Below are 25,053 nucleotides of genomic sequence, written 5' to 3' on the forward strand. Positions count from 1 at the left end.
TGACCGGCTCAGATGTCGAGGAAGCGGACGTCCTTGGCGTTGCGCTGGATGAACGAGCGGCGCGCCTCGACGTCCTCGCCCATGAGGACCGAGAAGAGGTCGTCGGCCTGGGCGGCGTCGTCGAGCGTGACCAGACCGAGCACGCGGTGCTCCTGGTCCATGGTCGTGATGCGCAGCTCCTCGGCGTTCATCTCGCCGAGACCCTTGAAGCGCTGGACCGAGTCCTCGCGGATGCGCTTGCCCGCCTGGCGGCCGATCTCGATCAGCGCGTCGCGCTCGCGGTCCGAGTACGCGTACTGGAAGTCGTCCTTGGTCCACTTGATCTTGTAGAGCGGCGGACGGGACAGATAGACGTGTCCGGCCTCGACGAGCGGCCGCATGAAGCGGAACAGGAACGTCAGGAGCAGGGTGTTGATGTGCTGACCGTCGACGTCGGCGTCCGCCATCAGGATGATCTTGTGATAGCGGAGCTTCTCGATGTCGAAGTCCTCGTGGACCCCGGTGCCGAAGGCCGAGATCAGCGCCTGGATCTCCTGGTTCTGCAGGATCTTGTCGACGCGGGCCTTCTCGACGTTCAGGATCTTGCCGCGGATGGGCAGGATGGCCTGGTACTGCGGGTTACGGCCGGACTTGGCCGAGCCGCCGGCGGAGTCACCCTCGACGATGAAGATCTCGCACTGCGTCGGGTCGCTCGACTGGCAGTCCGAGAGCTTGCCGGGCAGTGAGGCGGTCTCCAGGAGGCCCTTGCGGCGCGTGAGGTCGCGGGCCTTGCGGGCGGCGACGCGCGCGGTGGCGGCCTGGATGCCCTTGCGGATGATGTCCGCGGCCTCGTTCGGATTGCGGTCGAACCAGTCCGTCAGGTGCTCGTGCACCACCTTCTGCACGAAGGTCTTGGCCTCCGTGTTGCCCAGCTTCGTCTTGGTCTGGCCTTCGAACTGCGGCTCACCGAGCTTGATCGAGATGATCGCGGTCAGACCCTCACGGACGTCCTCACCAGTGAGGTTGTCGTCCTTCTCGCGGAGCAGCTTCTTGTCGCGCGCGTACCGGTTGACGAGGCCGGTCAGCGCGGCGCGGAAGCCCTCTTCGTGCGTGCCGCCCTCATGCGTGTGGATGGTGTTGGCGAAGGAGTAAACGCCTTCGCTGTACTGAGAGTTCCACTGCATCGCGATCTCGACCGAGAGCATGCGCTCCTTGTCCTCGGCCTCGACGTCGATGACGGTCGGGTGGATGACCTCGCCCTTGCGGGAGTTGAGGTACGTCACGAAGTCGACGATGCCGCCCTCGTAGTGGTACGTGACCGTGCGGACCTCTTCGACGGTGTCGTCGACGGCCTCGGTGGAGTCGGCGCCCACCGTGGCCTTGGCCGACTCACGCTCGTCGGTGAGCTTGATCGTCAGGCCCTTGTTGAGGAACGCCATCTCCTGGAAGCGCCGCGACAGCGTCTCGAAGGAGTACTCGGTCGTCTCGAAGATGTCGCTGTCGGCCCAGAAGGTGACGGTCGTGCCCGTCTCCTCGGTGGCCTCGTGCCGCTCCAGGGGGGCCGTGGGGGCGCCGCCCTTGTAGTCCTGCGTCCAGCGATAGCCGTCGGTCCTGATGTCGACGGAGAGCTTGGTGGAGAGCGCGTTCACCACGGAGACACCCACACCGTGCAGACCGCCGGAGACGGCGTACCCCCCGCCACCGAACTTGCCGCCGGCGTGCAGCACGGTGAGCACGACCTCGACCGCCGGCTTCTTCTCGACGGGGTGGATGCCCACCGGGATGCCACGGCCGTTGTCGACGACGCGCACGCCGCCGTCCGCCAGGATCGTCACGTCGATGGTGTCCGCGTACCCGGCCATGGCCTCGTCGACGGAGTTGTCGACGACTTCCTGCACCAAGTGATGCAGACCACGCTCACCGGTCGAGCCGATGTACATGCCCGGCCGCTTGCGGACGGCGTCCAGACCCTCGAGGACGGTGATGGCACTGGCGTCGTACGACGACGTGACCCCGCCGGAGGCGTTGCCCCCGGCGGGTGTGCCACCGGCACCGGCACCGGCGCCGGCAGAAGTGGACGGGATGTTCTCGTTGGGGTTGCCGGAATCGGCCACGAAGCGCCCTTTCTGGCACAGCACAAGCCAAGCTCCCGGCGCTCGCCGGAGCGGCTGCGGCGTGTTGCGTTGGTAAGCCTGGTTCAGCTCTTGCTCAGCTTCTCCCGTCGCTCCCCACGCTTGGGGCGGGATTGGCTTCCAGTCTACCGGTAGCTCTGACAGTGATGGGGGTTTGCCGGTACCTGAGTCCGCATGTGCCGCCCTGAACCGGGCTCAGCCGACTCCCCATATGCGGCCCCGGGGTCCCAGAGGCTCACAGCGGCACTCAGCGCTTCGGGAGGTCAACCGCCAGCTACAGCCCGGACCACGTCATCCGTAGGTGTCGCCGGGGCCCGTGCTGCCGGGGGCGCGCAGGGGCCCGTAGCGGTGCCCGGGACCGCCGGGGCCGAGCACCTTGATGATGCGTACGGTGCCGTGGCCCAGGTCCTCGTTGAGCCGCGCGACCAGTTGCGGAGCAAGCAGGCGCAGGTTCGTCGCCCAGGCGGTGGAGTCGCAGAGGACGGTCAGGACGCGCTCGTTCTCGTCGTACCGCTGTGGCACGCAGTGGTTGGCCAGGTCGTCGCCGACGATCTGCGGCCAGCGGCCCATCACGCCGCCCACGGCGGCCGGGGTCTCCCAGCCGCGCTCGGTGATCAGACGGTTGATGGCGGACCCCAGGGGCAGTGGGTCGCGCCCGTCAGCCCGCGCACCCGAGCGCAGGCCGCCGCGTCGCGCCTGCTTCTTCTGCTGCGTCGCGTCACCACGCGCGCGTGCCTGCTCCTTGGCGGCGCGCAGGGCGACCCGGGCGAGATCGACGCCGGAGGGCTCGGGGGGCTTGGGAGTGTCGGGAGCACCCGGAGCACTCGGGACGTCCGGGGGCCCGTCGCCGGGGGCGCGCCCGGAGCTGCCGGGCGCGGTGGGCCCGGATGCGGTGGGCCCGGACGCGGTGGGCCCGGGCGCGGTGGGCCCGGACGCGGTGGGCCCGGACGCGGTGGGCCCGGGCGCGGTGGGCCCGGACGCGGTGCGGCCGGATGTGGTGGGCCCGGGCGGTCCGTCGCCGCCCTGCCACGGCCCTGCGCCGGTCATACGCGCTCCACCGCGCCCTCGGCCACCGAGTACCGCGCGCCGCTGAGCACGCCCGGCACGTCGTCCTCCACGGCGGCGGTCACCAGGACCTGCTCACCCGGGGCCACCAGCTCCGCGAGCCGCTCCCGGCGCCGCGTGTCCAGCTCGGCGAAGACGTCGTCCAGGACGAGGACCGGTTCGTTGCCCTCGGCCCTGAGCAGGTCGTAGGAGGCCAGGCGCAGGGCGAGGGCGTACGACCAGGACTCGCCGTGGCTCGCGTACCCCTTCGCGGGGAGCTGGCCGAGCTTGAGGAGCAGCTCGTCGCGGTGCGGGCCGACCAGCGTCATGCCGCGCTCGATCTCCTGCTTGCGGGCCTCCACGAGGGCGGCGGTGAACTGTTCGTACAGCTCCTCGCGCGCGTGGCCGACGATTTCCGCGCTGGAGGGCTTGTACTCGAGGGCGAGCGGGCCGCCGCCGGGGGCAAGCTGCTCGTACGCCTTGTCGGCGAGCGGCTGGAGCGCGGCGATCAGGTCCAGGCGCTGGGCGAGCAGCTCGGCGCCCGCGCGGGCCAGGTGCTGGTCCCATACGTCGAGCGTGGACAGGTCCATGGAGCGGCCGCCGTGGCGGCGCGCCAGCGCGGCCGACTTCAGGAGGGTGTTGCGCTGCTTCAGGACGCGGTCGTAGTCGGAGCGCACACCGGCCATGCGCGGCGAGCGCGCGGTGATCAGCTCGTCCAGGAAGCGCCGACGCTCCCCGGGGTCGCCCTTGACCAGCGCGAGATCCTCGGGCGCGAACAGGACCGTCCGCACGATGCCGAGTACGTCACGGGGCTTGACCTGCGAGGACCTGTTGATCCGGGCACGGTTCGCCCTGCCCGGGTTCAGTTCGAGCTCGATGAGCTGCTGGCGCTCGCCCTGCCGGACATTGGCTCTGATGATCGCGCGGTCGGCGCCCATCCGTACGAGCGGCGCGTCCGAGGAGACCCGGTGGCTGCCGAGGGTGGCCAGATAGCCGACGGCCTCGACCAGGTTGGTCTTGCCCTGGCCGTTGGGGCCCACGAACGCGGTGACGCCCGGGTCGAGCGGGACCTCGACCCGGGCGTAGGAGCGGAAGTCGGCGAGGGACAGGTGCGTGACGTGCATGGTGTGCCCGGACCTCCCCCGGCCTACTTCATCTGCTTCTCGGTGCTCCGCCCCCGCACACAGGCTGTGGACGGAAGACCGGGCTCGATCAGTTCTCGCTCTTGGACTCGACCGCGTGGCCGCCGAACTGGTTGCGCAGCGCGGCGATCATCTTCATCTGCGGCGAGTCGTCCTGCCGCGAGGCGAACCGGGCGAACAAGGACGCGGTGATCGCGGGCAGCGGCACCGCGTTGTCGATCGCCGCCTCGACCGTCCAGCGGCCCTCTCCGGAGTCCTGCGCGAAGCCGCGCAGCTTGTCCAGGTGCTCGTCGTCGTCGAGGGCGTTGACCGCGAGGTCGAGCAGCCAGGAACGGATGACCGTGCCCTCCTGCCAGGAGCGGAAGACCTCACGGACGTCGGTGACCGAGTCCACGGCCTCCAGGAGCTCCCAGCCCTCGGCGTAGGCCTGCATCATCGCGTACTCGATGCCGTTGTGGACCATCTTCGCGAAGTGGCCCGCGCCGACCTTGCCCGCGTGCACCGAACCGAAGTCGCCCTCGGGCTTGAGCGCGTCGAAGACCGGCTGCACCTTGGCGACGTTCTCCTTGTCGCCGCCGTACATCAGCGCGTAACCGTTCTTCAGGCCCCAGACGCCGCCGGAGACGCCGCAGTCCACGAAGCCGATGCCCTTGGCGGCGAGCTCCTCGGCGTGCTTCTCGTCGTCCGTCCAGCGGGAGTTGCCGCCGTCCACGACGACGTCGCCCGGCTCCAGGAGCTCGCCGAGCTCGTCGACGGTGGACTGGGTCGCGGCTCCGGCCGGCACCATCACCCACACCACGCGCGGGCCCTTGAGGCGGCCCACCAGCTCTTCGAGGCTGTCGACATCCGCGAGGTCCGGGTTGCGGTCGTATCCGATGACGGTGTGGCCTGCGCGGCGGATGCGCTCGCGCATATTGCCGCCCATCTTGCCGAGACCGACGAGACCGAGCTCCATCAGTGCTTTCCTAACTAGCGACGTGGCGTGGGGGCACCTGCAGTGCCCGCGGCACTTTCGTACCCGCGTCCGAGCCTACGCCCGGACGCGGCCACACACCTGTGGGCTCAGCCGCTCAGACGTACGGGCATGATCAGGTACTTGTACGCGTCGTCGGCCTCCGCGTCGAAAGCGGGCCTGCCGCTCAGGAGCGCGGGCTTGGTGGAGGTCGTGAACGACAACTGGGCGACCGGCGAGTCGATCGCGCTCAGGCCGTCGAGCAGGAACGTCGGGTTGAAGGCGATCGAGATGTCGTCGCCCTCGAGCTGGGCGTCGACCCTTTCCACAGCCTGTGCGTCGTCGCTGGAGCCTGCCTCCAGGATGAGCACCCCCTGCTCGAAGCTGAGCCGCACCGGGGTGTTCCGCTCGGCGACGAGGGCCACGCGCTTGACGGCCTCCACGAAGGGCGGCGTCTCGATGACGGCGATCGAGTTGAACTCCGTCGGGAACAGCGTGCGGTACTTCGGCAGGTCGCCTTCGAGCAGCCGCGTGGTGGTGCGGCGGCCCGCGCCCTCGAAACCGATCAGACCCTCGCCCGCGCCGGAGCCGGAGAGCGCAAGGGTGACCGTGTCGCCGCTCGTGAGCGCCTTGGCGGTGTCCTGGAGCGTCTTGGCGGGCACCAGGGCGACCGCGGAGGCCTCCGGGTCCTCCGGCTTCCACAGGAACTCACGGACCGCGAAGCGGTAGCGGTCGGTGGACGCCAGGGTGACCTTGTCGCCCTCGATCTCGATGCGCACGCCCGTGAGCACCGGGAGGGTGTCGTCGCGTCCTGCGGCGATCGCGACCTGGTTCGCGGCGGCGGCGAAGACCTCACCGGGGACCGTGCCGGTCGCGGTGGGCATCTGCGGCAGCGCCGGATACTCCTCCACAGGCAGGGTGTGGAGTGTGAACCGGGAGGAGCCGCAGACCACCGTCGCCCGTACACCGTCTGTGGAGATCTCCACCGGGCGGTTGGGCAGGGCGCGGCAGATGTCGGCGAGCAGCCGGCCGGACACGAGGACCGTGCCCTCCTCGTCGACCTCCGCGTCCACGGAGACCCGCGCCGAGACCTCGTAGTCGAAGCTGGACAGGGAGAGGGCGCCCTCCTCGGCCTTCAGCAGCAGGCCCGCGAGGACGGGCGCTGGCGGCCGAGCCGGGAGGCTGCGTGCCGCCCACGCCACCGCCTCCGCGAGTACGTCGCGTTCCACCCGGATCTTCACTTAGCCGCCCTCCTGCTGTTGCTGGCACTGGGGACCAGTCTGACGCACCGCACTGACAGGTGGTGCCCGTCAGGGTCAAGTCGTGCCGAGAGGCGGAAGCGGGCCGAGCGGCGAGTTGTGCACAGGCCCCACTTCGAAACGGATTCTCAGCTCACTCTAGGGGGTAGTAGTAGTAGGGCCTGTGGAAACCGTGGATAACCGCGAAAGCGCAGGTCAACACCGGTTTTTTGTCCACCGACCCTGTGGGTGGCGGCGGTGGATAACCGGTGGAATCTGTGGACGGGCGAAAGTTCTGCACACCCGATGCACAGGGAAGGGCCACTTCTCCCCAGCCCTGTCCCCAGTTTTACCCAGCTTCCCCACAGGCCAACCCGGCACCTTGGTGTGACGCCTTTCACTCGTCACGGTGAGAGGGCGCGTCGCGTTGCCGAACAGTGGACAGGCCTGTGGGGAAGCTGTGCACAACCGGCCTCCGCCTGTGGGCCGCCGGTGGACAACCCTTCGGAGGCCCTGTGGACACGACCTTCATCCACAGCCTGTGGAAAGTCTTCGTCCACGAATCCACAACCCATTGACCTGGTCTGATGAACATTCAGCAGGGTCCCCTGTGGACACGATCTGGACAACTCGCCTCTCCCCAGGGTGTGGAAGGCGCAAAGGCCGCACTTCTGTGGAGAACGTGCCGTCGGTGACCCGTAATCGAACAGCAGGTGTCGGCGAGGTCGCGCCCACAGGCGTGTGGACAACGCGAAGGGCGCTCCGGAATGCCTTCCGGAGCGCCCTGAAGCCGCGTGACGGGCTTGCTGTCAGCCGTTCTTGATGCGGTTGGTGAGCTCGGTGACCTGGTTGTAGATCGAGCGGCGCTCGGCCATCAGCGCGCGGATCTTGCGGTCGGCGTGCATCACGGTCGTGTGGTCGCGGCCGCCGAACTGCGCGCCGATCTTCGGCAGGGAGAGGTCGGTGAGCTCCCGGCAGAGGTACATGGCGATCTGTCGTGCCGTCACCAGGACCCGGCTGCGGGAGGATCCGCACAGGTCGTCCACCGTGAGGCCGAAGTAGTCCGCGGTCGCCGCCATGATGGCCGTCGCCGTGATCTCGGGTGCGGCGTCCTCGCCGCCGGGGATCAGGTCCTTCAGGACGATCTCCGTGAGACCGAGGTCCACCGGCTGCCGGTTGAGCGAGGCGAACGCCGTGACCCGGATCAGCGCGCCCTCCAGCTCACGGATGTTCCGCGAGATGCGCGACGCGATGAACTCCAGGACCTCCGGCGGGGCGTTGAGCTGCTCCTGCACCGCCTTCTTACGGAGGATCGCGATACGCGTCTCCAGCTCGGGCGGCTGGACATCGGTGATCAGACCCCACTCGAAGCGGTTGCGCAGCCGGTCCTCCAGGGTCACTAGCTGCTTGGGCGGCCGGTCACTGGAGAGCACGATCTGCTTGTTCGCGTTGTGGAGCGTGTTGAAGGTGTGGAAGAACTCCTCCTGCGTCGACTCCTTGTCCGCGAGGAACTGGATGTCGTCGACCAGGAGGATGTCCATTTCGCGGTAGCGCTTGCGGAAGCTGTCGCCCTTGCCGTCGCGGATGGAGTTGATGAACTCGTTGGTGAACTCCTCCGAGCTCACATAGCGCACGCGCGTGCCGGGATAGAGGCTGCGGGCGTAGTGCCCGATCGCGTGCAGCAGATGCGTTTTGCCGAGTCCCGACTCCCCGTAGATGAACAGCGGGTTGTACGCCTTCGCCGGTGCCTCCGCCACGGCCACCGCGGCCGCGTGCGCGAACCGGTTCGACGCGCCGATGACGAAGGTGTCGAAGAGGTACTTCGGGTTCAGGCGCGCGGTGGGCTCGCCAGGGCCGGTCGCGGGTGCGGGCTGCGCGGCCAGCGGTCCCGGTGCGCCGCTCGACGCGGGCAGGGGGGTGCCGCCGCGGCCCATGGGTGGTCCGCCCGGTCCACCGCGGCCGCCCTGCCCTCCGGGGCCGGAGGGGCCTGTGTGGCCTGTGTGGCCTGTGTGACCCGAAGGGCCGGTGTGACCGGATTGGCCGCCGGAGCCCGTGCCGCCGGACGGCTCGTTCCGGTCGTGCCGCTCCCGGCGCTCGTGCCTGTCCTGCGACTGCCGCTCTCGTTCCCGCTCCTGGCGCTGGCGCTCCTGGTCGTACGGTCCGCGCTCGGGCGGCTGCGAGCGGTAGTCGTGCTGCGGCTGCTGCGGCGGGTTCGCGTACGGGTCGCGGTCGGGGTAGCCGAGCCGTGGCTGCTGCCAGCCGTAGTCGTCCTGAGGCTGCTGCGGCCAGGCGCCGGGGCGCTGATAGCCCGGGTAGGCCGGGCGGGCGGTGGGGAGCTGGTCGCCGCGCGCGCCGTGGTCGTCCGCGGGGCGGCGGCCGTAGCCGTCGTAGGCGTCGTGCGGGTCGCGAGAGTCGCGGGAGTCGCGAGGGGCGTGCGAGTCGTGCGAGTCGTGCGGATCGCGGGTGCCGCGGGTGTCATGCCCCTGACCGGACGAGGGCAGCTCCTGCTCCTCGTAGCGCTGCGGGTGCTCCTCGTACCGGGGAGGCTGGCCGTCGTAGCGGGGCGACTGCTCCTCGTACCGGGAGGACTGCTCGTCGTAGCGCTGCGGCTGCTCCTCGTACCGGGAAGGCTGCTCGTCGTAGCGGGGCTGCTGCTGTGCGGACGGGGCCGGAGGCGGCGCGGGCTCGCCCATGGAGTCGTCGACCGTGATCGCGATGCGGATCGGCCTGCCGCACTCACGGCTCAGCGTCTCGCTGACGACGGGGGCGAGACGGCCCTCGAGGACCCCCTTGGCGAACTCGTTCGGTACGGCGAGCAGGGCCGTGTCGGCGACGAGCGCCAGCGGCTGGCACCGTTTGATCCAGTGCTCGTCCTTCGCCTCTACGTCCTGCCCCCGCCCCTCTCCCAGAAGTTGTTCCAGTACCCGTGGCCACACTGCGGCAAGATCGGCAGGTACGTCAGCCACAGGGCACGCTCTCTCACGGGTCCCACGAACGTGTGGTTCTTGGGACGGGTAGTGACGGAAATCGGGAGGGGCAGGGGGAAGGGAACGAAGACGGAGTTCAGCCACGGTAGTCAGGGCGACGGGTGCGGTTCAAGTTGTTGTCCACAGCCTGTGCACAGTGTCTCTCCAAGGCTGCTGGTTTGACCGGATGGCGTAGCCCCGCGTACCGTAACCAGGTCGAGTTGTCGATGGCTGCTGCCGCCTGCCTCCGATGGGCAAAGATCACGATCTGTGATTGTGAAGCGGTGCACTCGGTGCGTATTCGCGAGCTTCTCGTGGGCGCACGGTGACAGCCAGGCGATGTCCCGCCATCACACACATCATTTCTGGAGCCCCCGAGTGAGCAAGCGCACCTTCCAGCCGAACAACCGTCGTCGCGCGAAGACCCACGGCTTCCGGCTGCGTATGCGCACCCGTGCCGGCCGCGCCGTCCTGGCGTCCCGCCGTAGCAAGGGTCGCGCCCGCCTGTCCGCCTAAGCAATCAGGTCATGACGTCGTGCTGCCTACCGAGCATCGGCTGAGGCGGCGCGAAGATTTCGCGACCGCGGTACGACGAGGTCGTCGGGCCGGCCGCCCGCTTCTCGTCGTCCATCTACGCAGCGGTGCAACGGACCCGCACGTGCCGGGGGAGAGCCTTCCCCCGACACGTGCGGGTTTCGTCGTGAGCAAGGCCGTGGGTGGAGCCGTGGTCCGCAATAAGGTCAAGCGCAGACTTCGCCACCTCATGAGCGACCGGGTGGCCGAGCTGCCCCCCGGTAGCCTGGTAGTCGTACGAGCGTTGCCCGGAGCGGGTGACGCCGACCATGCAAAGCTGGCCCGAGACCTGGACGCCGCTCTTGAGCGGCTGCTGGGAGGGGGCGCGCGATGAAGTACCCGCTGCTGGCGCTGATCAAGCTGTACCAGTGGACGATCAGTCCACTACTGGGCCCGGTCTGCAAGTACTACCCGTCGTGCTCCCACTACGGCTACCTGGCCATCGACCGCCATGGCGCGATCAAGGGCACGGCGCTCACTGCCTGGCGCATTCTGCGGTGCAACCCGTGGTCGCTCGGCGGTGTCGACCATGTCGCCCCGCGCAAGCGTCCGCGGTGGCACGAGATGCTGCGTACCGCCTGGCGCGAACGCAAGGGCGGGCCCTCCGCCGTAGGCGTGCCGTCCGGAGACCTTCCCCCGGCTCCCGCGAGCCCGGCCGCCGAGACCCCGTCCCATGCTCAAGGAGCCTGATTAGTGGACACGATTGCCGGTTTCTTCAGCTTCATCACGACACCCGTCTCTTGGGTCATCGTCCAGTTCCACTCGCTGTACGGTGCGATCTTCGGCCCTGACACGGGCTGGGCCTGGGGCCTGTCGATCGTGTCCCTGGTGATCCTGATCCGTATCTGCCTGATTCCGCTCTTCGTGAAGCAGATCAAGGCGACCCGGGCCATGCAGACGCTGCAGCCCGAGATGAAGAAGATCCAGGAACGCTACAAGAGCGACAAGCAGCGTCAGTCCGAAGAGATGATGAAGCTGTACAAGGAGACGGGCACCAACCCGCTCTCCTCGTGCCTTCCCATCCTGGCGCAGTCGCCCTTCTTCTTCGCGTTGTACCACGTGCTCAACGGCATCGCGTCCAACAAGAAGGTCGGCGTCATCGACCAGCAGTTGCTCGACAGCGCTCGTGACGCCCACATCTTCGGTGCTCCGCTCGCGGTGAAGTTCACGGACAGCGCGGACAAGGTCGCCTCCCTGGGCGCCTCGCTGACCGACGTGCGTGTCGTGACCGCGCTCATGATCATCATGATGTCGGCGTCGCAGTTCTTCACCCAGCGCCAGCTCATGACGAAGAACGTCGACACCACGGTGAAGACGCCGTTCATGCAGCAGCAGAAGATGCTGATGTACGTCTTCCCCATCATGTTCGCCGTCTTCGGCATCAACTTCCCCGTCGGTGTCCTCGTCTACTGGCTGACCACCAACGTGTGGACCATGGGCCAGCAGATGTACGTGATCCGCCAGAACCCGACGCCGGGCTCCAAGGCCCAGGCCGCGTACCTGGAGCGCCTGCAGAAGCACCTGACGGACACCAAGAAGACCCGCAGCCGTGGCCAGGTCCGCGCCGTCAAGGCCGTCGTCGCCAAGGGCCGCGACCGCAACGAGTACGAGCGCAAGTTCATCAACGGCCTGAACAAGGCCGGCCTCGCGGCCCAGCCCGACGGCACGGTCGTGGTCAGCGAGACCGCCGTCGCCACCGCCGAGGACGGCTCCCCCGCCACCGGCGGCGCGCCCAAGCGGCAGCAGCCCAAGCGGCAGAGCAAGGCCAAGCGCCAGGCCGGTCCCGCAGCCGGGGCCGCGAAGACGGACGCGGACACGGACACGGAAACGGACACGGATTCCGGCACGAAGACGTCGCTGAGCAAGTCCGATGACGGGGCCGCCGCCAAGGCCGAGGACAAGCCCGTCGCGACGGCCAAGAGCGCCAAGGGCAAGTCCGGCTCCGGAAACCAGCAGCCCGGCCAGGGCACCCGCAGCAAAGCCAAGTCCGGGCAGCGCAAGGGCCAGCAGCGGCCCAAGCACCCGTCCAAGAAGTAGAAGGAGTCCATCCCGTGACGGAAGGCACCACCACCTCCGCAGTTGAGGCCGGCGACACCCTGACTCGCCTGGAGCAGGAGGGGGAGATCGCGGCGGACTACCTGGAGGGTCTGCTGGACATCGCGGACCTCGACGGTGACATCGACATGGATGTCGAGGCCGACCGCGCCGCCGTGTCGATCATCAGCGACGGCGGCACCCGCGATCTGCAGAAGCTGGTCGGCCGCGACGGTGAGGTCCTGGAGGCCCTGCAGGAGCTGACCCGCCTTGCCGTGCACCGTGAGACCGGTGACCGCAGCCGCCTGATGCTCGACATCGCGGGCTACCGTGCGCAGAAGCGTGAGGAGCTGTCCCAGATCGGCGCCCAGGCCGCCGCCGACGTCAAGAGCTCCGGCGAGCCGGTCAAGCTCAAGCCGATGACGCCCTTCGAGCGCAAGGTCGTGCATGACGCGGTCAAGGCCGCCGGACTGAGCAGTGAGTCCGAGGGCGAGGAGCCGCAGCGCTTCGTCGTGGTCCTCCCGGCCTGATCACACACGTTTTCCCCGGCCCCGTCTGTTCGCAGGCGGGGCCGGTCTTTGTCAGCCTGATACCCAGCGATCCAGCGACCAGTGTGGTACGGAAGGACGGTCCCCGTGACGGAGGCAGCGGAGCTCCCCCCGGCGCCGGAGGAGGCGCGGACGGTTTTCGGCGAGCGGTTCCCGGATGCGGTCCGGTATGCGGAGCTGTTGGCAGAAGCGGGAGTGCAGCGCGGCCTGATCGGCCCTCGTGAGGTGCCCCGGCTGTGGGAGCGGCACCTGCTGAACTGCGCGGTGCTGTCCGAGGTGGTGCCCCAGGGCGTGACGGTCTGCGATGTCGGCTCCGGTGCCGGGCTCCCGGGTATCCCGCTCGCTCTCGTCCGTGAGGACCTGAAGATCACCCTTCTCGAGCCCCTGCTGCGGCGCACGAACTTTCTGAGCGAGGTCGTCGAACTCCTCGGACTCGACCATGTGACGGTCGTCCGTGGCCGCGCCGAAGAGGTCCTCGGCAAGCTGCCGCCCGTCCATGTCGTGACCGCGCGGGCCGTGGCGCCGCTGGACCGGCTCGCGGGCTGGGGTGTCCCCCTGCTGCGTCCCTACGGTCAGATGCTGGCTCTCAAGGGCGACACCGCGGAGGAAGAGGTCAAAGGTGCACGCGCCGCCCTGAACAAGCTCGGGGCGGAGACCGTATCCGTCGTGCACGTCGGTGAAGGCCTCGTGGACCCCCTGTCCACCGTGGTGCGGGTCGAGGTCGGCGAGAGCCCCGGCGGCGTACGGTTCGCCGCCAAGCGAGCCAAGGCCGCACGAGTCGGGCGCGTTCGCCGCCGCCGCTGATCCTTCCTGACGACGAGCCGTACTCCACACAAGCTGCCAAACGTACGCATACCGGGGTGTCGCGCCAGCGGCACCCCGGTCGCCGTGCATCGTGTTTCACGTGAAACGTCGCTCACTGCTGCATGGCATCATCAGTCGCGGCCGCGCTGCGGAACCTCGCGAACGTCGGCCGCTCGGTTCCCTCGATAAGGGCACGGAGTTGTCCACAGAGGGGGATTCGTCCACAGAAGACCGGGCCTCGCTGGTTCACGACCCCGAAAGCATGGGAGGCTCTGTTCATTGCGAGCCTGAAGTCGAGGAGAGTGAATCCTTGCGGTCCGACGCCAACATCGCGGGACCGATGACCGATCCGGTCCCCGGTCCCCGTACCGAGTCGGCGGGGGAGGATGTTTCACGTGAAACACCGAGCCCGATGGACGACACCCCCATCGGTCGTGCCGCCCAGTTGGCGGTGGAAGCTCTTGGCCGTGCCGGCGAGGGGCTGCCGCGACCGGAGCAGACCAGAATCATGGTGGTCGCCAACCAGAAGGGCGGAGTGGGCAAGACGACGACAACCGTCAATCTTGCCGCCTCGCTCGCCCTGCACGGCGCACGCGTTCTGGTGATCGACCTCGATCCGCAGGGCAACGCCTCCACGGCCCTGGGCATCGACCATCACGCCGAAGTGCCTTCCATCTACGACGTGCTGGTCGAGAGCAAGCCTCTCTCCGAAGTCGTACAGCCGGTCCCCGACGTCGAGGGCCTCTTCTGTGCCCCGGCAACCATCGATCTCGCCGGTGCCGAGATCGAGCTGGTGTCCCTGGTGGCACGAGAGAGCCGACTACAGCGGGCCATCCAGGCCTACGAGCAGCCGCTGGACTACATCCTCATCGACTGCCCGCCGTCGCTGGGACTGCTGACGGTCAATGCCTTGGTGGCCGGTGCGGAGGTACTGATCCCGATCCAGTGCGAGTACTACGCACTGGAAGGTCTGGGGCAGCTCCTGCGCAACGTCGACCTGGTGCGGGGACACCTCAATCCACTGCTGCGCGTGTCGACCATCCTGCTCACCATGTATGACGGCCGGACCCGACTGGCATCGCAGGTGGCGGACGAGGTGCGCAACCACTTCGGTGAAGAGGTGCTTCGTACGAGCATCCCGCGCTCGGTGCGCATCTCCGAGGCGCCCAGCTATGGGCAGACCGTACTGACCTACGACCCCGGCTCCAGCGGCGCCCTGTCGTACTTCGAGGCGGCACGCGAGATCGCCCTTCGAGGAGTCGGTGTGCACTACGACGTGCAGCACGCCCAGACGGGCAATCAGAACGAACAGCACAGCATGACGGAGGGGATCCAGTGAGCGAGCGACGGAGAGGGCTGGGCCGTGGCCTTGGGGCTCTGATCCCTGCGGCTCCCACAGAAAAGTCCGCTGCCCCGGCCGCGGGTGGCGGAGCCTCCACCTCCCCCTCGTCCGTGCCGGTCCTCACCGCCGAGCGAGGTGTGGCAGCCGCCAAGGTGACCGCTCTTCCGCAGAGCCCCGTTTCCCGTGAAACCGTTTCACGTGAAACGGAGGAGCCGGTGAACGGTGTCTCCGGGGTGGATCCGGCGAGCGCGGCGGGCGCGCACTTCGCGGAGCTCCCACTCGACTCCATCACGCCCAACCCGCGGCAGCCGCGTGAGGTCTTCGACGAGGACGCTCTCGCAGAGCTGGTGACCTCGATCAAGGAGGTTGGCCTTCTCCAGCCGGTCGTTGTGCGGCAGCTTGGTCCGGCGCGCTATGAGCTCATCATGGGTGAGCGGCGCTGGCGGGCCTGTCGTGAGGCGGGCCTTGAGCGCATCCCGGCGATCGTCCGGGCGACGGAGGACGACAAGCTCCTCCTGGACGCGCTCCTGGAGAACCTGCACCGCGCCCAGTTGAACCCGCTGGAAGAGGCCGCGGCCTACGACCAGCTCCTGAAGGACTTCAACTGCACGCATGACCAGTTGGCGGATCGCATCGGCCGGTCGCGCCCGCAGGTCTCCAACACCCTGCGGCTGCTGAAGCTTTCGGCGACGGTGCAGCGCAGGGTCGCCGCCGGGGTCCTCTCCGCGGGACATGCCCGTGCACTGCTGTCCGTGGAGGACTCGGAGGAGCAGGACCGGCTCGCGCACCGCATCGTGGCCGAGGGACTCTCGGTGCGTGCCGTCGAAGAGATTGTGACCCTCATGGGGTCGCGGCCCCAGAGCAAGCCGAAGGCGAAGGGCCCGCGGGCGGGAGCCCGGCTGTCCCCGGCGCTGTCCGGGCTCGCCAACCGGCTCTCGGACCGGTTCGAGACACGGGTGCGAGTCGATCTGGGGCAGAAGAAGGGCAAGATCGTCGTCGACTTCGCCTCGCTGGAGGACCTGGAGCGCATCCTGTCCACACTCGCCCCTGAGGAGGGCCCGGTCCTCAGGAACGGGATCGCGGAGGCCGAAGCCGCGGAGTCCGCTGAGGACGAGCAGGCGTAAGCAGTCTGGAGCCACGGAGCAAGCTTCCGTGGCCGGTGGGAGCAGGCCGTGTCCGGTGTATGCCGGAACACGGCCTGCTCTTTCCTTTCTTGCGGTATCGGCGCAATCGCTTCGTGGATACGATGCGATCGGGTATGGCGCATCCACCTGACGACACCTCTTAGGGGAGGCAGGAGCCATGCGATCGGTGGGCCGCACAGGACTGATGACAGCAGGGCTGGGGCTCGGAGCGATCGGAGGGTTCGTGGGCAGCCTGCTCCGAGAACGGAGCGCACTGACAGCAGCTCGTGGCGCCGCGAGCGAAGGAAGTGAGGAACCGCCTTCATGGGGCGACGGCTCGTACCGCTCACGCTGGACAACCTTCCGGACCTTCCCAAGCGTTGCCGCACGTGTGTCTTCTGGGAGCTCGACCCGGTCAGTGGCCAGGCCGCGGTAAAGGCCGGGACCCCGGAGCTGGAGAAGGAGGCGTGGATCTCCGCCGTCCTCCTGGAATGGGGATCCTGCGGCCGGGTCGTGTACGTCGATGACGTGCCGGTGGGCTTTGTGCTCTACGCCCCGCCCGCCTATGTGCCCCGCTCCACCGCATTTCCCACGAGTCCCGTCTCGCCGGACGCCGTCCAACTGATGACCGCCTGGATCATGCCGGGCTATCAGGGGCAGGGACTAGGCCGTGTCATTGTGCAGACCGTCGCCAAGGACCTGCTGCGCCGAGGGTTCAAAGCCATTGAGGCGTTCGGTGACGCCCGCTGGGAGAAGCCGGCCTGTGTGCTGCCGGCGGACCATCTGCTGGCGGTGGGCTTCAAGACGGTCCGCCCTCACCCCGCCTACCCCCGGCTGCGGCTGGAACTACGGACGACGCTCTCCTGGAAGGAGGACGTCGAGCTTGCCCTGGACCGGCTCCTTGGTGCGGTCCAGAAGGAACCGGTGCTTCGTCCGCTGTAAGGACCCAGACGACGAATGGGCCAACCCCACGGGGTTGGCCCATTCGTGTTTCACGTGAAACATCGCGCGACGTCATCGCGGTCGGCGCCGATTCACGGCGCCCTACTCGGCGACAACGCCTTCCGCGGTGTGCCCTACTCGGCGATGTAGTCCGCCAGGTCGCGCTCCAAGGCGGCCTTCGGCTTGGCGCCGACGATGGTCTTGGTGACCTCACCGTTCTGGTACACGTTCAGCGTCGGGATCGACATGACGCCGTACTTGGCGGCCGTGCCCGGGTTCTGGTCGATGTTGAGCTTGACGATCTGGATCTTGTCGCCGTGCTCGGCCGCGATGGCCTCCAGGGACGGCGCGATCTGCCGGCACGGGCCGCACCATTCGGCCCAGAAGTCGACCAGTACGGGCTTGTCGCTCTTGAGCACGTCCTCCTCGAAGGAGGCGTCAGTCACGTGCTTCACTACTCCGGCCACGGTGGGCTCCTATCTTGCTGGTGCTGTGAGGCTCAGGTGGGGTCAGGGGTCAGACAGCGGCGGCAGCGGCGGCTGCCTCGCTGTCCACGGAGGCGGCGAGGAAACGCTCGGCGTCGAGAGCGGCGGAGCAACCCGTACCCGCCGCCGTGATCGCCTGGCGGTACGTGTGGTCGACGACGTCACCGGCACCGAAGACGCCGGGTACGTTCGTCCGCGTCGACGGCGCGTCCACCTTCAGGTAGCCCTCGTCGTCGAGCGTGAGCTGGCCCTTGAACAGCTCGGTACGCGGGTCGTGGCCGATCGCGATGAACAGACCGGTCACCGGCAGCTCGGAGGTCTCACCCGTCTGCACATTGCGCAGCGTGAGGCCGGAGAGCTTCGGGTCGCCGTGGATCTCGGCGATCTCGCTGTCCCAGATGAACTTGATCTTCGGGTCGGCGAAGGCACGCTCCTGCATGGCCTTGGAGGCGCGGAGGGTGTCGCGGCGGTGGACCACGGTCACGGACTTGGCGAAGCGGGAGAGGAAGGTAGCCTCCTCCATCGCCGTGTCGCCACCGCCGATCACCGCGATGTCCTGGTCCTTGAAGAAGAAGCCGTCGCAGGTCGCGCACCAGGACACGCCACGGCCGGAGAGGGCGTCCTCGCGCGGCAGGCCGAGCTTGCGGTGCTGGGAGCCCGTCGTGACGATGACCGTCTTGGCGCGGTGCACCGTGCCGGCGGTGTCGGTGACCGTCTTGATCTCGTTGGTGAGGTCCACGGAGACCACGTCGTCCGGAACGAGCTCGGCACCGAAGCGTTCGGCCTGGGCCCTCATGTTGTCCATGAGGTCGGGGCCCATGATGCCGTCCCGGAAGCCCGGGAAGTTCTCCACATCGGTGGTGTTCATCAGCGCACCGCCCGCGGTGACGGCGCCCTCGAACACCAGGGGCTTCAGCGAGGCGCGCGCGGTGTAGAGCGCCGCCGTGTAGCCGGCGGGCCCGGAGCCGATGATGATCACGTTACGGACGTCGGTCACGGCTTGATTCCTCGTCTCTGGGGACTGCTGTGTACTGCCGGGGGCCTGTTCAGGACTCTCACCCCACCCAACGGATCCTACGGGGCGAGCATTCCCGACGTGTCCGAGCACACGGAAGCGGTACGTGCCGAAGGAGGCGAGGCAGGGAGGGGAGGAAGGGCGCATCCGTACGGAATGCGTGTCCGGCCCGACGGCGGGCAGTAGGTCAACACCGGCCGCAGGGTGTCACTGCCGGGGGTAGGACGCGGTGAGCAGCACCTTGCCGGTGGCGTCGGGCGCCGCGGAGGCACTGACGCAGGCGGCGTCGACGACGTAGGCAGAGACCTTGTTGCCGTCGGAGTCGTGCGGCACGACGACGAGGTAGGCGGCCTCGCCCTCGTATGTGCCCTTGTCGGCGGCGAGCGGCGTGCGACCGCCGAGCCCTCGCTCGATGCAGGGAGGCACCACGACGTAGTCCTCGCGCATCGTGGAGCCCTTCGAGGGGCTTCCCCCCGGGCTGGACTTCACGTCGTACGACGGCTGCGAGGGGCCGGGTTTCTTGGAGCCGCCCTGTTCGGTCGCGAGGAGCGTGGAGACCCGCTTCTCCAGCTTGTTCTTCGCGAACGTGCTGTCCGTGTCCGTCGCCGCGCTATTGGGGGACTCCTTCGAGTCATTGCTCCAGGGCTGGATCAGCAAGGTCCCCAGGCCCAGGGCCGCCGCGGTGAATACGGCACCGAGCACGGCTGTCCGACGACGGTGGCGTCGCAGACGGCCCCCACGGCCCGGCCCGGTCGCTGCACGGGGGTGCCCGGCGGGGCCGTTGGTGGCGGAGCCGGTGGGCGATGTTTCACGTGAAACATGCGTGGCGGGTCCAGCGTCCGCTGCGGTCGTCGCGTCCGAGGTGACCGTCGCGTCCGAGGTGACCGAGGCGTTCGAGGCGTTCGAGGCGTTCGACGTCGTCGTGGCGTTCGACGTGGCCGTGGCGTCCGACGTGACCGCAGTGGACGGGACGGAGGCGTCCAGGAGCGCCTCGGCCGCCAGGGCCGCGTCGATGCGCTCCGCGACATCCGTGGGCATCCGGGGCGGTCCTGGCAGAGTGCCGAGCATGCCGCGGATCTCTTCGAGGGATTCGTAGACATCCGTGCAGAGCGAGCAGCCGTCCAAGTGGCGGCGTACATCGTGGGTGCGGGACGGGGAGAGCAGGCCTTCGGTGAGGTCGGAGATCTCGGCGACGTCCGGGTGCCCCGCCGAGTCTGTCGTCGTGGTCACGCTCGCCCACCTCCGCCCTTCACTGCCGCTGAGTCGCTGGGTCCCGCATCCGGAGCAGACTCTGTGTCCTGGGGCTCCGCTGCGGGTGGGACGGTTGTCCCCTGCGTCCGGTTCCGTCCCGGGGCAGAGTTTCTGCTGTCTTCCCCGCCGCCGCTGTCCCCCGTGCCGCTGTCCTTACCGGCGGCACGGGTGTTCCCGCGCCGTGGCGGCGCCTCCGTGCGCAGATGCGTGAGGAGGGGAAGGAGCCTGGCCCGGCCCCGGGCACAGCGGCTCTTCACCGTGCCGGTCGGGATGTCGAGCACGTGGGCCGCCTCGGCCACGGGATAGCCCTGCATGTCCACCAGGACGAGGCAGGCGCGCTGATCGGGCGGCAGGGTGCCGAGCGCCTGCAGGAGCTCGCGGTGCAGATCGCCGCGCTCGACGGGTGCCGCGGCCGACTCGTGCGGTTCGAGGAGCTGGTCCAGGCGTTCGGCGTCGTCGACGGGAGAGGTCTTCCGGGACGCGGCCTTGCGCGCCCGGTCGAGGCAGGCGTTCACGGTGATGCGGTGCAGCCAGGTCGTCACGGCGGACTGCCCGCGGAAGGTGTGGGCGGCGCGGTAGGCGGAGACCAGGGCGTCCTGGACGGCGTCCGCGGCCTCCTCGCGGTCCCCGAGGGTGCGCAGGGCCACGGCCCACAGCCGGTCGCGGTGACGGCGCACGATCTCGCCGAAGGCGTCCTTGTCACCGTCCACGTGGCGCGCCAGAAGGTCATGGTCGCTCAGCTCGCCGAGCTCGGTGCCGTCCACTGCGCAACCCCCTCCCTCGCCCCTCGGCGTCCGCCGGAACAGTCAGCCCTTGAACTTCACTTCCGTGATGCCCTGCTTGTAGCCCGCGCCGTAGTAGCCGTCCGTGCCGGACTCCGGCACGTGCGTCATCCAGAGAAGCACGTACTGCGTCTTCACCGGCTTGTCGGCCTTGATCTTCAGGCTGCTGCCCGTGGTGGTCCCGTCGCCGATCTTCTTCAGCGAGCTGACCGGCCCTGAGGGCGACATCGAGTCGGCCGCGTACAGCTCGACCGTCGTGTCGGGACCCTGGTACTTGAGCCCGAGGGACGCGGTGGAGACGTTCTTCGCGGAGCCGAGGTCGTAGACGATGCCGACGCCCTTGCGGTACGGGGCCAGTCGCGGACCGTCCACGTACGACTTGGTGCGCCAGAGCGTGGAGGCGTCGCCGTCGTACGTCTTCGGGACGTTCTCCGGGTCCTGCGCCTTCCCGCCGAGCAGGGACTCCTGGGCGTTCTGGACGGCGATCGGCCTGCTGGGCTTCGGCTGCTTCTTGTCGTCGCCGTCGGTCGTCCTGGTCGTGCCGGATTCCTTGGACTTGTCCTGGTCGAGCAGGGCGTCGGCGAGCTGCCAGCTACCCAGGCCGAGGGCGGCGATGAGCAGCGCGGAGACGGCCCACTTGAGTGCCTTCCCGGTGCGGCTCTGCAGGGGCGGCGGCGGGGCCGGGACGGGCTGGGTGGCGCCGGGGGGCGGCGCGCCGCGGCCGTAGTTGCCCTGCTGGTACGTCGTGCGCTGGTACTCCGGCGGTGCCGTGAAGGCGGGCTCCGGCGGGCGGATGCGGGGGAGCTCGGCGATCGCCTTCACCAGGTCGTCCGGCGTGGTGCACGCGGGCTCCTGGCGGGACGCCGTCGCGCCGTCGTTGACGAGCGCGCGCATGGCGAGCTCCGACAGGCCGCGGTGCACCCCTGCCCGGACCTGGTCCGGCGAGATCAGGCCGATGTCCTTGGGCAGGCCGGACATCCCGTACGCGTCGTTGTCGTAGGGCCAGCGCTGGGTCAGCGAGGCGTACAGCAGGGCGCCGATGGCCTCGGTGTCGGTGCGCTGGGGCGCCTCGGACGTGATGCCCCGCAGCGCGGCGTTCACCGCGAGGCCGCGGATGCGGTACTGGCCCGAGGACGTGCGCAGAACGGCGCTCGGCGTCAGCCGAAGATGCGCGAGACCCTCCCGGTGGGCGGCGGCCATGGCCTGGCTGACCTGGCTGACGAGCTGGTAGGCGTCATGCGCCTCGATCGGACCCGCCGCGAGCAGCGCGGTGAGTTCCGTGGCGTCGGGGAGCCACTCGTGCACGACGTAGACGAGGTCGTTCTCCTCGACCGCGTCCAGGACCTGGACGAAGCGGGGGTCGCCGAGCAGCGCCGCGGAACGGGCCGCGGCGAGCACCGAGCGGGCCCGGGGGTGGTCGGCGGGGAGCAGGTGCACACCCACTGCCCGGCGCAGTTTCTCGTCGACCGCACGCCAACTGCTGAATCCGTCCAGACGGGTGACGCACTCCTCGAGGCGATAGCGTCTGGCGAGTTTGTGGCCGCTGTGCAGTTCGGGGGGTGTGGTCGCCCCGGACGGACTGGTGGGCTCGTTCGTCTTGGCTGTGCCGTCGTCCGCCGTGTCCCGCTCCCGGGTCTGGGCCTCCCCGTCGGCCGTGGACTGCCCCGCCTGCGCGGTCAGCGGCTTGTCGCCGCTGTTGTCGGCCACGTCGACGGCAGCCGTGCTCCGTTCCGCCACCGTCGTTCCTGCCTCCCCATCCGTTGCGCTTCGTCAGACGCCAAAGCCAATTGTGCCCACAGTCTGGCGCTATGCACGACACACGGTGGCCGACGATGGTTGTGCGGACTCCTTCACATCAGCGTCCCAACCGTCCGCGCACCATACCCACCAGGGAGTTCAGCTCCTGGATCCGCATGCGCCGTGCGGCGAGGAAGAAGACACCGAAGAGGACGGCGAAGCCGACGATCAGCGCGGCGAGGGAGCCGATGATGCCCTGACCGAGCGCCTTCGTGATCGCGTACCCGGCGGCGGCGCCGAGAATCGCCCCCGGAGCGGAGGCCATCGCGAGCCGGGCGTACGTACGGATCACGTTGGCGTCGTCCAGGTCGCCGCCGAGGCGTTTGCGCAGCCGCTGCCAGGCGACGCCCACGCCGATCGCGTAGGCGGCGCCGTACGAGAGCGCCATGCCCGCCACGGCCCAGCGGGCGGGCAGCACCAGGTAGCAAGCCCCGGAGGCGGCCGCGTTGAAGGCGGCCACGATGACCGTGTTGTAGAAGGGGGTGCGGGTGTCCTCGTAGGCGTAGAAGGCACGCAGGACGACGTACTGCACCGAGTACGGAATGAGGCCAAGACCGAAGGCCATCAGCATGTAGCCCATGCGGGTGGCGGCGTTGACGCCGGACGAGCCGAACATCAGGGTGCACATCGGGATGCCGAGTGCGACGAAGCTGAAGGCGATCGGCACGATGGCGACGGCCGAGGTGCGCAGGCCCTGGGAGATGTCGTCGCGGACGGCGCCGTTGTCCCCCTCGTGGGCCGAGCGCGACAGCCTGGGCAGCAGGGCGGCCATCAGGGAGACCGTGATGATGGCCTGCGGCAGCCCCCAGATGAGCTGGGCGTTGGAGTAGGCGGCGAAACCGGTGCCGTCCATGCCGCCGTGCTTGACCGCCGCGGTACCGAGCTGGATCACCACGATCGCGCCCGCCTGGTTGGCAAGGACGAAGAGCATCGTCCACTTGGCCAGCTTGGCGGCCTTGCCGAGTCCCTGGCCCTTCCAGTCGAAGCGCAGCCGGAGCCTGAAGCCGGTCTCGCGCAGATACGGAATCATCGCGAGCGACTGGACGACGAGTCCGAGCAGCACGCCGACGCCGAGGAGCTGCACGCCGTCGTCGGGGATGGACGTGACGCGCATGCCCGACTTCTCGGACGTGCCGTACACCCACAGGAACATGCCGAGCGTCGCGATGATGACGATGTTGTTGAGGACCGGGGTCCACATCATCGCGCCGAACTTCCCGCGGGCGTTGAGGATCTGCCCCATCACGACGTGTACGCCCATGAAGAAGATCGAGGGCAGGAAGTAGCGGACGAAGGTGACGGCGACCTCGTTGGCGGCCGGGTCGCTCGCCACCGGCGTGGAGAGCAGGTGGACAAGTTGCGGCGCGGCGAACCAGCCGAGCAGCGTGAGCACGCCGAGCGCCACCATGACGAGCGTCAGGAGCCGGTTGGCGTAGGCCTGGCCTCCGTCCTTGTCGTCCTTCATGGCGCGGACGAGCTGCGGCACGAACACCGAGTTGAGGCCGCCGCCGACGGTGAGGATGTAGATCATGGTGGGCAACTGGTAGGCCACCATGAAGGTGTCGCCGAGCAGGCCGATGCCCAGGGCCGAGACGATCATGGCCGAACGGACGAAGCCGGTGAGGCGGGACACCATCGTGCCCGCGGCCATCACCGCGCTCGACTTCAGCAGACCCGAGGCCTTACCACCGGACTTCCCCGCGGGGGCCGCGGGGGCGGGCGGCTTGGCCGGGGCGGGCACGGACGGGGCGCCGGCCGGCTCCGCGGACGGACGGGCGACGGTGGCTTGCGGGTCCTGGTGGTAGCCACCCTGATTCGGGTCCGGGTACTGGCCCGGATCCTGGTAGTACCCGCCGCCCTGCTGGTCGGCGTACGGGGCACCCTGCTGCTGGTGCGCGTACTGAGCCGCCTGCTGATGTCCGTAGGCGTCGTTCTGCGCGTACGGCGTGCCGTGCTGGTCGTACCCGGCCTGCTGCTGACCGGCGTACCCGGCCTGCTGGGGGTCCGCGTAGCCCGCCTGACCCTGACCCTGGAGGGGGTCCGCATAGCCTTCCTGGCCTGCCTGCGGGGGGCCCGGAAAGCTCGCCTGGCCGTGCTGCGGCGGATACGCGTAGCCGCCGCCCTGCTGCTGGCCCTGGTACCCGGCGTACTCCTGGTGGCCCTGGCCCTGATAGCCGGGCTGCTGTCCCTCGTAGCCGGCGTGCTGCTGTCCCTGATACCCGGCGTGCTGACCGCCGTGCTGCCCTTGGTAGTCGCCGTGCCCGCCACCCTGCTGGTCCTGGTGGCCGCCGTACGCCTGCTGTCCCTGGTCGGGCTGCTGGCCCTGGTATCCGGCGTGCTGCTGCCCGGGGTACCCGGGGGACTGCTGCGCGCGAGGGTCGCCGTAGGCACCGGCGCCCGGGTCCTGGTAGCCGCCGGCCTGCTGGTCGCGGAAGAGGTGGGCGAAGGCGTCCGGCTGGTGCCGCTCCTCGCCGGCCTGCGTGACGAGGTCGTCCACGCCCACGTACTGCGTGGTGCGCGGGTCGTCGCCGTACGGAAGATGACGGGTCGCGCCGTCCGGCTCGGGGGGCGGGGGCTGGGCCCACACGCGCGGGTCGGGCTGGTACTGCGACGACGGCGGCTGTCCGTAGAGCTGCTGCGGGTCGGGGTAGCTGCCGGGCGCGGGCGGGGGGTGTGCCGAGCGGTCGTAGAGCGCCTCGGCCACCGGGTCCTGGGCCGAGAGGTCCTGGGCCCGGTAGGGGTCCTGGGCGTACGCGTCCTGAAGATAGGCGTCCGGCGCGTGCTGCGGCGGCACCTGACCGTCCTCAGGAGTGCCGGGCGGCGGGCCCCCGGCCGAACCGGAGCTGCCCGCGCCCTGGCCGCGCTCACCGTCGTACGGCGCGTTCATGGTTTACCCCACCTCA

The 25,053-nt window shown here is 69.1% G+C and carries 21 protein-coding genes; 9 read left to right on the plus strand and 12 right to left on the minus strand.

Features of this window, described 5'->3' with window-relative positions; all coding sequences use genetic code 11:
* Nucleotides 1-8 precede the first annotated feature (8 nt).
* From gyrB to dnaA, 6 genes are all read right to left on the minus strand, one after another.
* Nucleotides 9-2,117, minus strand: coding sequence for a DNA topoisomerase (ATP-hydrolyzing) subunit B (gene gyrB, locus IG78_RS0103620; RefSeq protein ID WP_030559672.1), 2,109 nt, complete (start codon nt 2,115-2,117; stop codon nt 9-11).
* 285 nt (nt 2,118-2,402) lie between these two features.
* Nucleotides 2,403-3,158 (minus strand): DciA family protein, encoded by a 756-nt coding sequence (locus IG78_RS0103625; RefSeq protein WP_078964785.1) that lies wholly within the window; start codon nt 3,156-3,158, stop codon nt 2,403-2,405.
* Nucleotides 3,155-4,279 (minus strand): DNA replication/repair protein RecF, encoded by a 1,125-nt coding sequence (gene recF / locus IG78_RS0103630; protein WP_030559675.1) that lies wholly within the window; start codon nt 4,277-4,279, stop codon nt 3,155-3,157. The genes IG78_RS0103625 and recF overlap by 4 nt, the downstream gene beginning before the upstream one ends.
* Before the next feature lie 88 nt (nt 4,280-4,367).
* Nucleotides 4,368-5,252 (minus strand): phosphogluconate dehydrogenase (NAD(+)-dependent, decarboxylating), encoded by an 885-nt coding sequence (gene gnd, locus IG78_RS0103635; protein ID WP_030559677.1) that lies wholly within the window; start codon nt 5,250-5,252, stop codon nt 4,368-4,370.
* 107 nt (nt 5,253-5,359) lie between these two features.
* Nucleotides 5,360-6,490, minus strand: a complete 1,131-nt coding sequence (gene dnaN / locus IG78_RS0103640) for a DNA polymerase III subunit beta (RefSeq protein ID WP_030559678.1) — start codon at nt 6,488-6,490, stop codon at nt 5,360-5,362.
* An 806-nt stretch (nt 6,491-7,296) separates the two neighbouring features.
* Nucleotides 7,297-9,453, minus strand: coding sequence for a chromosomal replication initiator protein DnaA (gene dnaA / locus IG78_RS0103645; RefSeq protein WP_030559679.1), 2,157 nt, complete (start codon nt 9,451-9,453; stop codon nt 7,297-7,299).
* 378 nt (nt 9,454-9,831) lie between these two features.
* Between dnaA and rpmH the strand changes: the two genes are divergently transcribed.
* From rpmH to IG78_RS0103695, 9 genes are all read left to right on the plus strand, one after another.
* Nucleotides 9,832-9,969 carry a 50S ribosomal protein L34 gene (gene rpmH / locus IG78_RS0103650; protein WP_016644655.1) on the plus strand — a complete coding sequence of 46 codons (138 nt, stop codon included), beginning with the start codon at nt 9,832-9,834 and terminating at the stop codon, nt 9,967-9,969.
* 19 nt (nt 9,970-9,988) lie between these two features.
* On the plus strand, nt 9,989-10,360 hold the full coding sequence (gene rnpA / locus IG78_RS45240; RefSeq protein ID WP_078964786.1) for a ribonuclease P protein component: 372 nt from the start codon (nt 9,989-9,991) through the stop codon (nt 10,358-10,360).
* A complete protein-coding gene (gene yidD, locus IG78_RS0103665) occupies nt 10,357-10,716 on the plus strand; it encodes a membrane protein insertion efficiency factor YidD (RefSeq protein WP_030559683.1) in 360 nt (119 codons plus the stop codon). The genes rnpA and yidD overlap by 4 nt, the downstream gene beginning before the upstream one ends.
* Nucleotides 10,717-10,719: 3 nt before the next feature.
* Nucleotides 10,720-12,063, plus strand: a complete 1,344-nt coding sequence (yidC, locus tag IG78_RS0103670; RefSeq protein WP_030559684.1) for a membrane protein insertase YidC — start codon at nt 10,720-10,722, stop codon at nt 12,061-12,063.
* Between the two features lie 14 nt (nt 12,064-12,077).
* Nucleotides 12,078-12,590 carry a Jag family protein gene (locus tag IG78_RS0103675; protein WP_030559686.1) on the plus strand — a complete coding sequence of 171 codons (513 nt, stop codon included), beginning with the start codon at nt 12,078-12,080 and terminating at the stop codon, nt 12,588-12,590.
* A gap of 105 nt (nt 12,591-12,695) precedes the next feature.
* Nucleotides 12,696-13,412: a 16S rRNA (guanine(527)-N(7))-methyltransferase RsmG gene (rsmG, locus tag IG78_RS0103680; protein ID WP_030559687.1), complete on the plus strand. Its 717-nt coding sequence runs from the start codon at nt 12,696-12,698 to the stop codon at nt 13,410-13,412.
* Between the two features lie 262 nt (nt 13,413-13,674).
* A complete protein-coding gene (locus IG78_RS0103685) occupies nt 13,675-14,751 on the plus strand; it encodes a ParA family protein (protein ID WP_078964787.1) in 1,077 nt (358 codons plus the stop codon).
* The gene (locus tag IG78_RS0103690) at nt 14,748-15,878 is read left to right on the plus strand and encodes a ParB/RepB/Spo0J family partition protein (protein WP_030559690.1); all 1,131 of its coding nucleotides are present in this window, start codon (nt 14,748-14,750) and stop codon (nt 15,876-15,878) included. The genes IG78_RS0103685 and IG78_RS0103690 overlap by 4 nt, the downstream gene beginning before the upstream one ends.
* Nucleotides 15,879-16,202: 324 nt before the next feature.
* Complete coding sequence (locus IG78_RS0103695) at nt 16,203-16,820, plus strand: GNAT family N-acetyltransferase (RefSeq protein ID WP_030559692.1); 618 nt, start codon at nt 16,203-16,205, stop codon at nt 16,818-16,820.
* Between the two features lie 134 nt (nt 16,821-16,954).
* Here IG78_RS0103695 and trxA read toward each other — a convergent pair whose 3' ends face one another.
* The 6 genes from trxA to murJ all read right to left on the minus strand — a co-directional run bounded on the left by trxA (nt 16,955) and on the right by murJ (nt 25,037).
* Nucleotides 16,955-17,287 (minus strand): thioredoxin, encoded by a 333-nt coding sequence (trxA, locus tag IG78_RS0103700; protein WP_030559693.1) that lies wholly within the window; start codon nt 17,285-17,287, stop codon nt 16,955-16,957.
* A 49-nt stretch (nt 17,288-17,336) separates the two neighbouring features.
* Nucleotides 17,337-18,302, minus strand: a complete 966-nt coding sequence (trxB, locus tag IG78_RS0103705; RefSeq protein WP_030559694.1) for a thioredoxin-disulfide reductase — start codon at nt 18,300-18,302, stop codon at nt 17,337-17,339.
* Between the two features lie 225 nt (nt 18,303-18,527).
* Entirely contained in the window at nt 18,528-19,550 is a 1,023-nt protein-coding gene (locus IG78_RS0103710; RefSeq protein WP_030559695.1) for an anti-sigma factor family protein, read from the minus strand.
* Nucleotides 19,547-20,335 carry an RNA polymerase sigma factor SigM gene (gene sigM / locus IG78_RS0103715; protein ID WP_030559696.1) on the minus strand — a complete coding sequence of 263 codons (789 nt, stop codon included), beginning with the start codon at nt 20,333-20,335 and terminating at the stop codon, nt 19,547-19,549. The genes IG78_RS0103710 and sigM overlap by 4 nt, the downstream gene beginning before the upstream one ends.
* A 42-nt stretch (nt 20,336-20,377) precedes the next feature.
* Nucleotides 20,378-22,090: a protein kinase family protein gene (locus IG78_RS0103720; RefSeq protein WP_030559698.1), complete on the minus strand. Its 1,713-nt coding sequence runs from the start codon at nt 22,088-22,090 to the stop codon at nt 20,378-20,380.
* Between the two features lie 118 nt (nt 22,091-22,208).
* Complete coding sequence (gene murJ, locus IG78_RS0103725) at nt 22,209-25,037, minus strand: murein biosynthesis integral membrane protein MurJ (protein ID WP_030559699.1); 2,829 nt, start codon at nt 25,035-25,037, stop codon at nt 22,209-22,211.
* Nucleotides 25,038-25,053 lie beyond the last annotated feature (16 nt).

The sequence above is a fragment of the Streptomyces aureocirculatus genome, assembly GCF_000720475.1.
Classification (GTDB): Bacteria; Actinomycetota; Actinomycetes; order Streptomycetales; family Streptomycetaceae; genus Streptomyces; species Streptomyces aureocirculatus.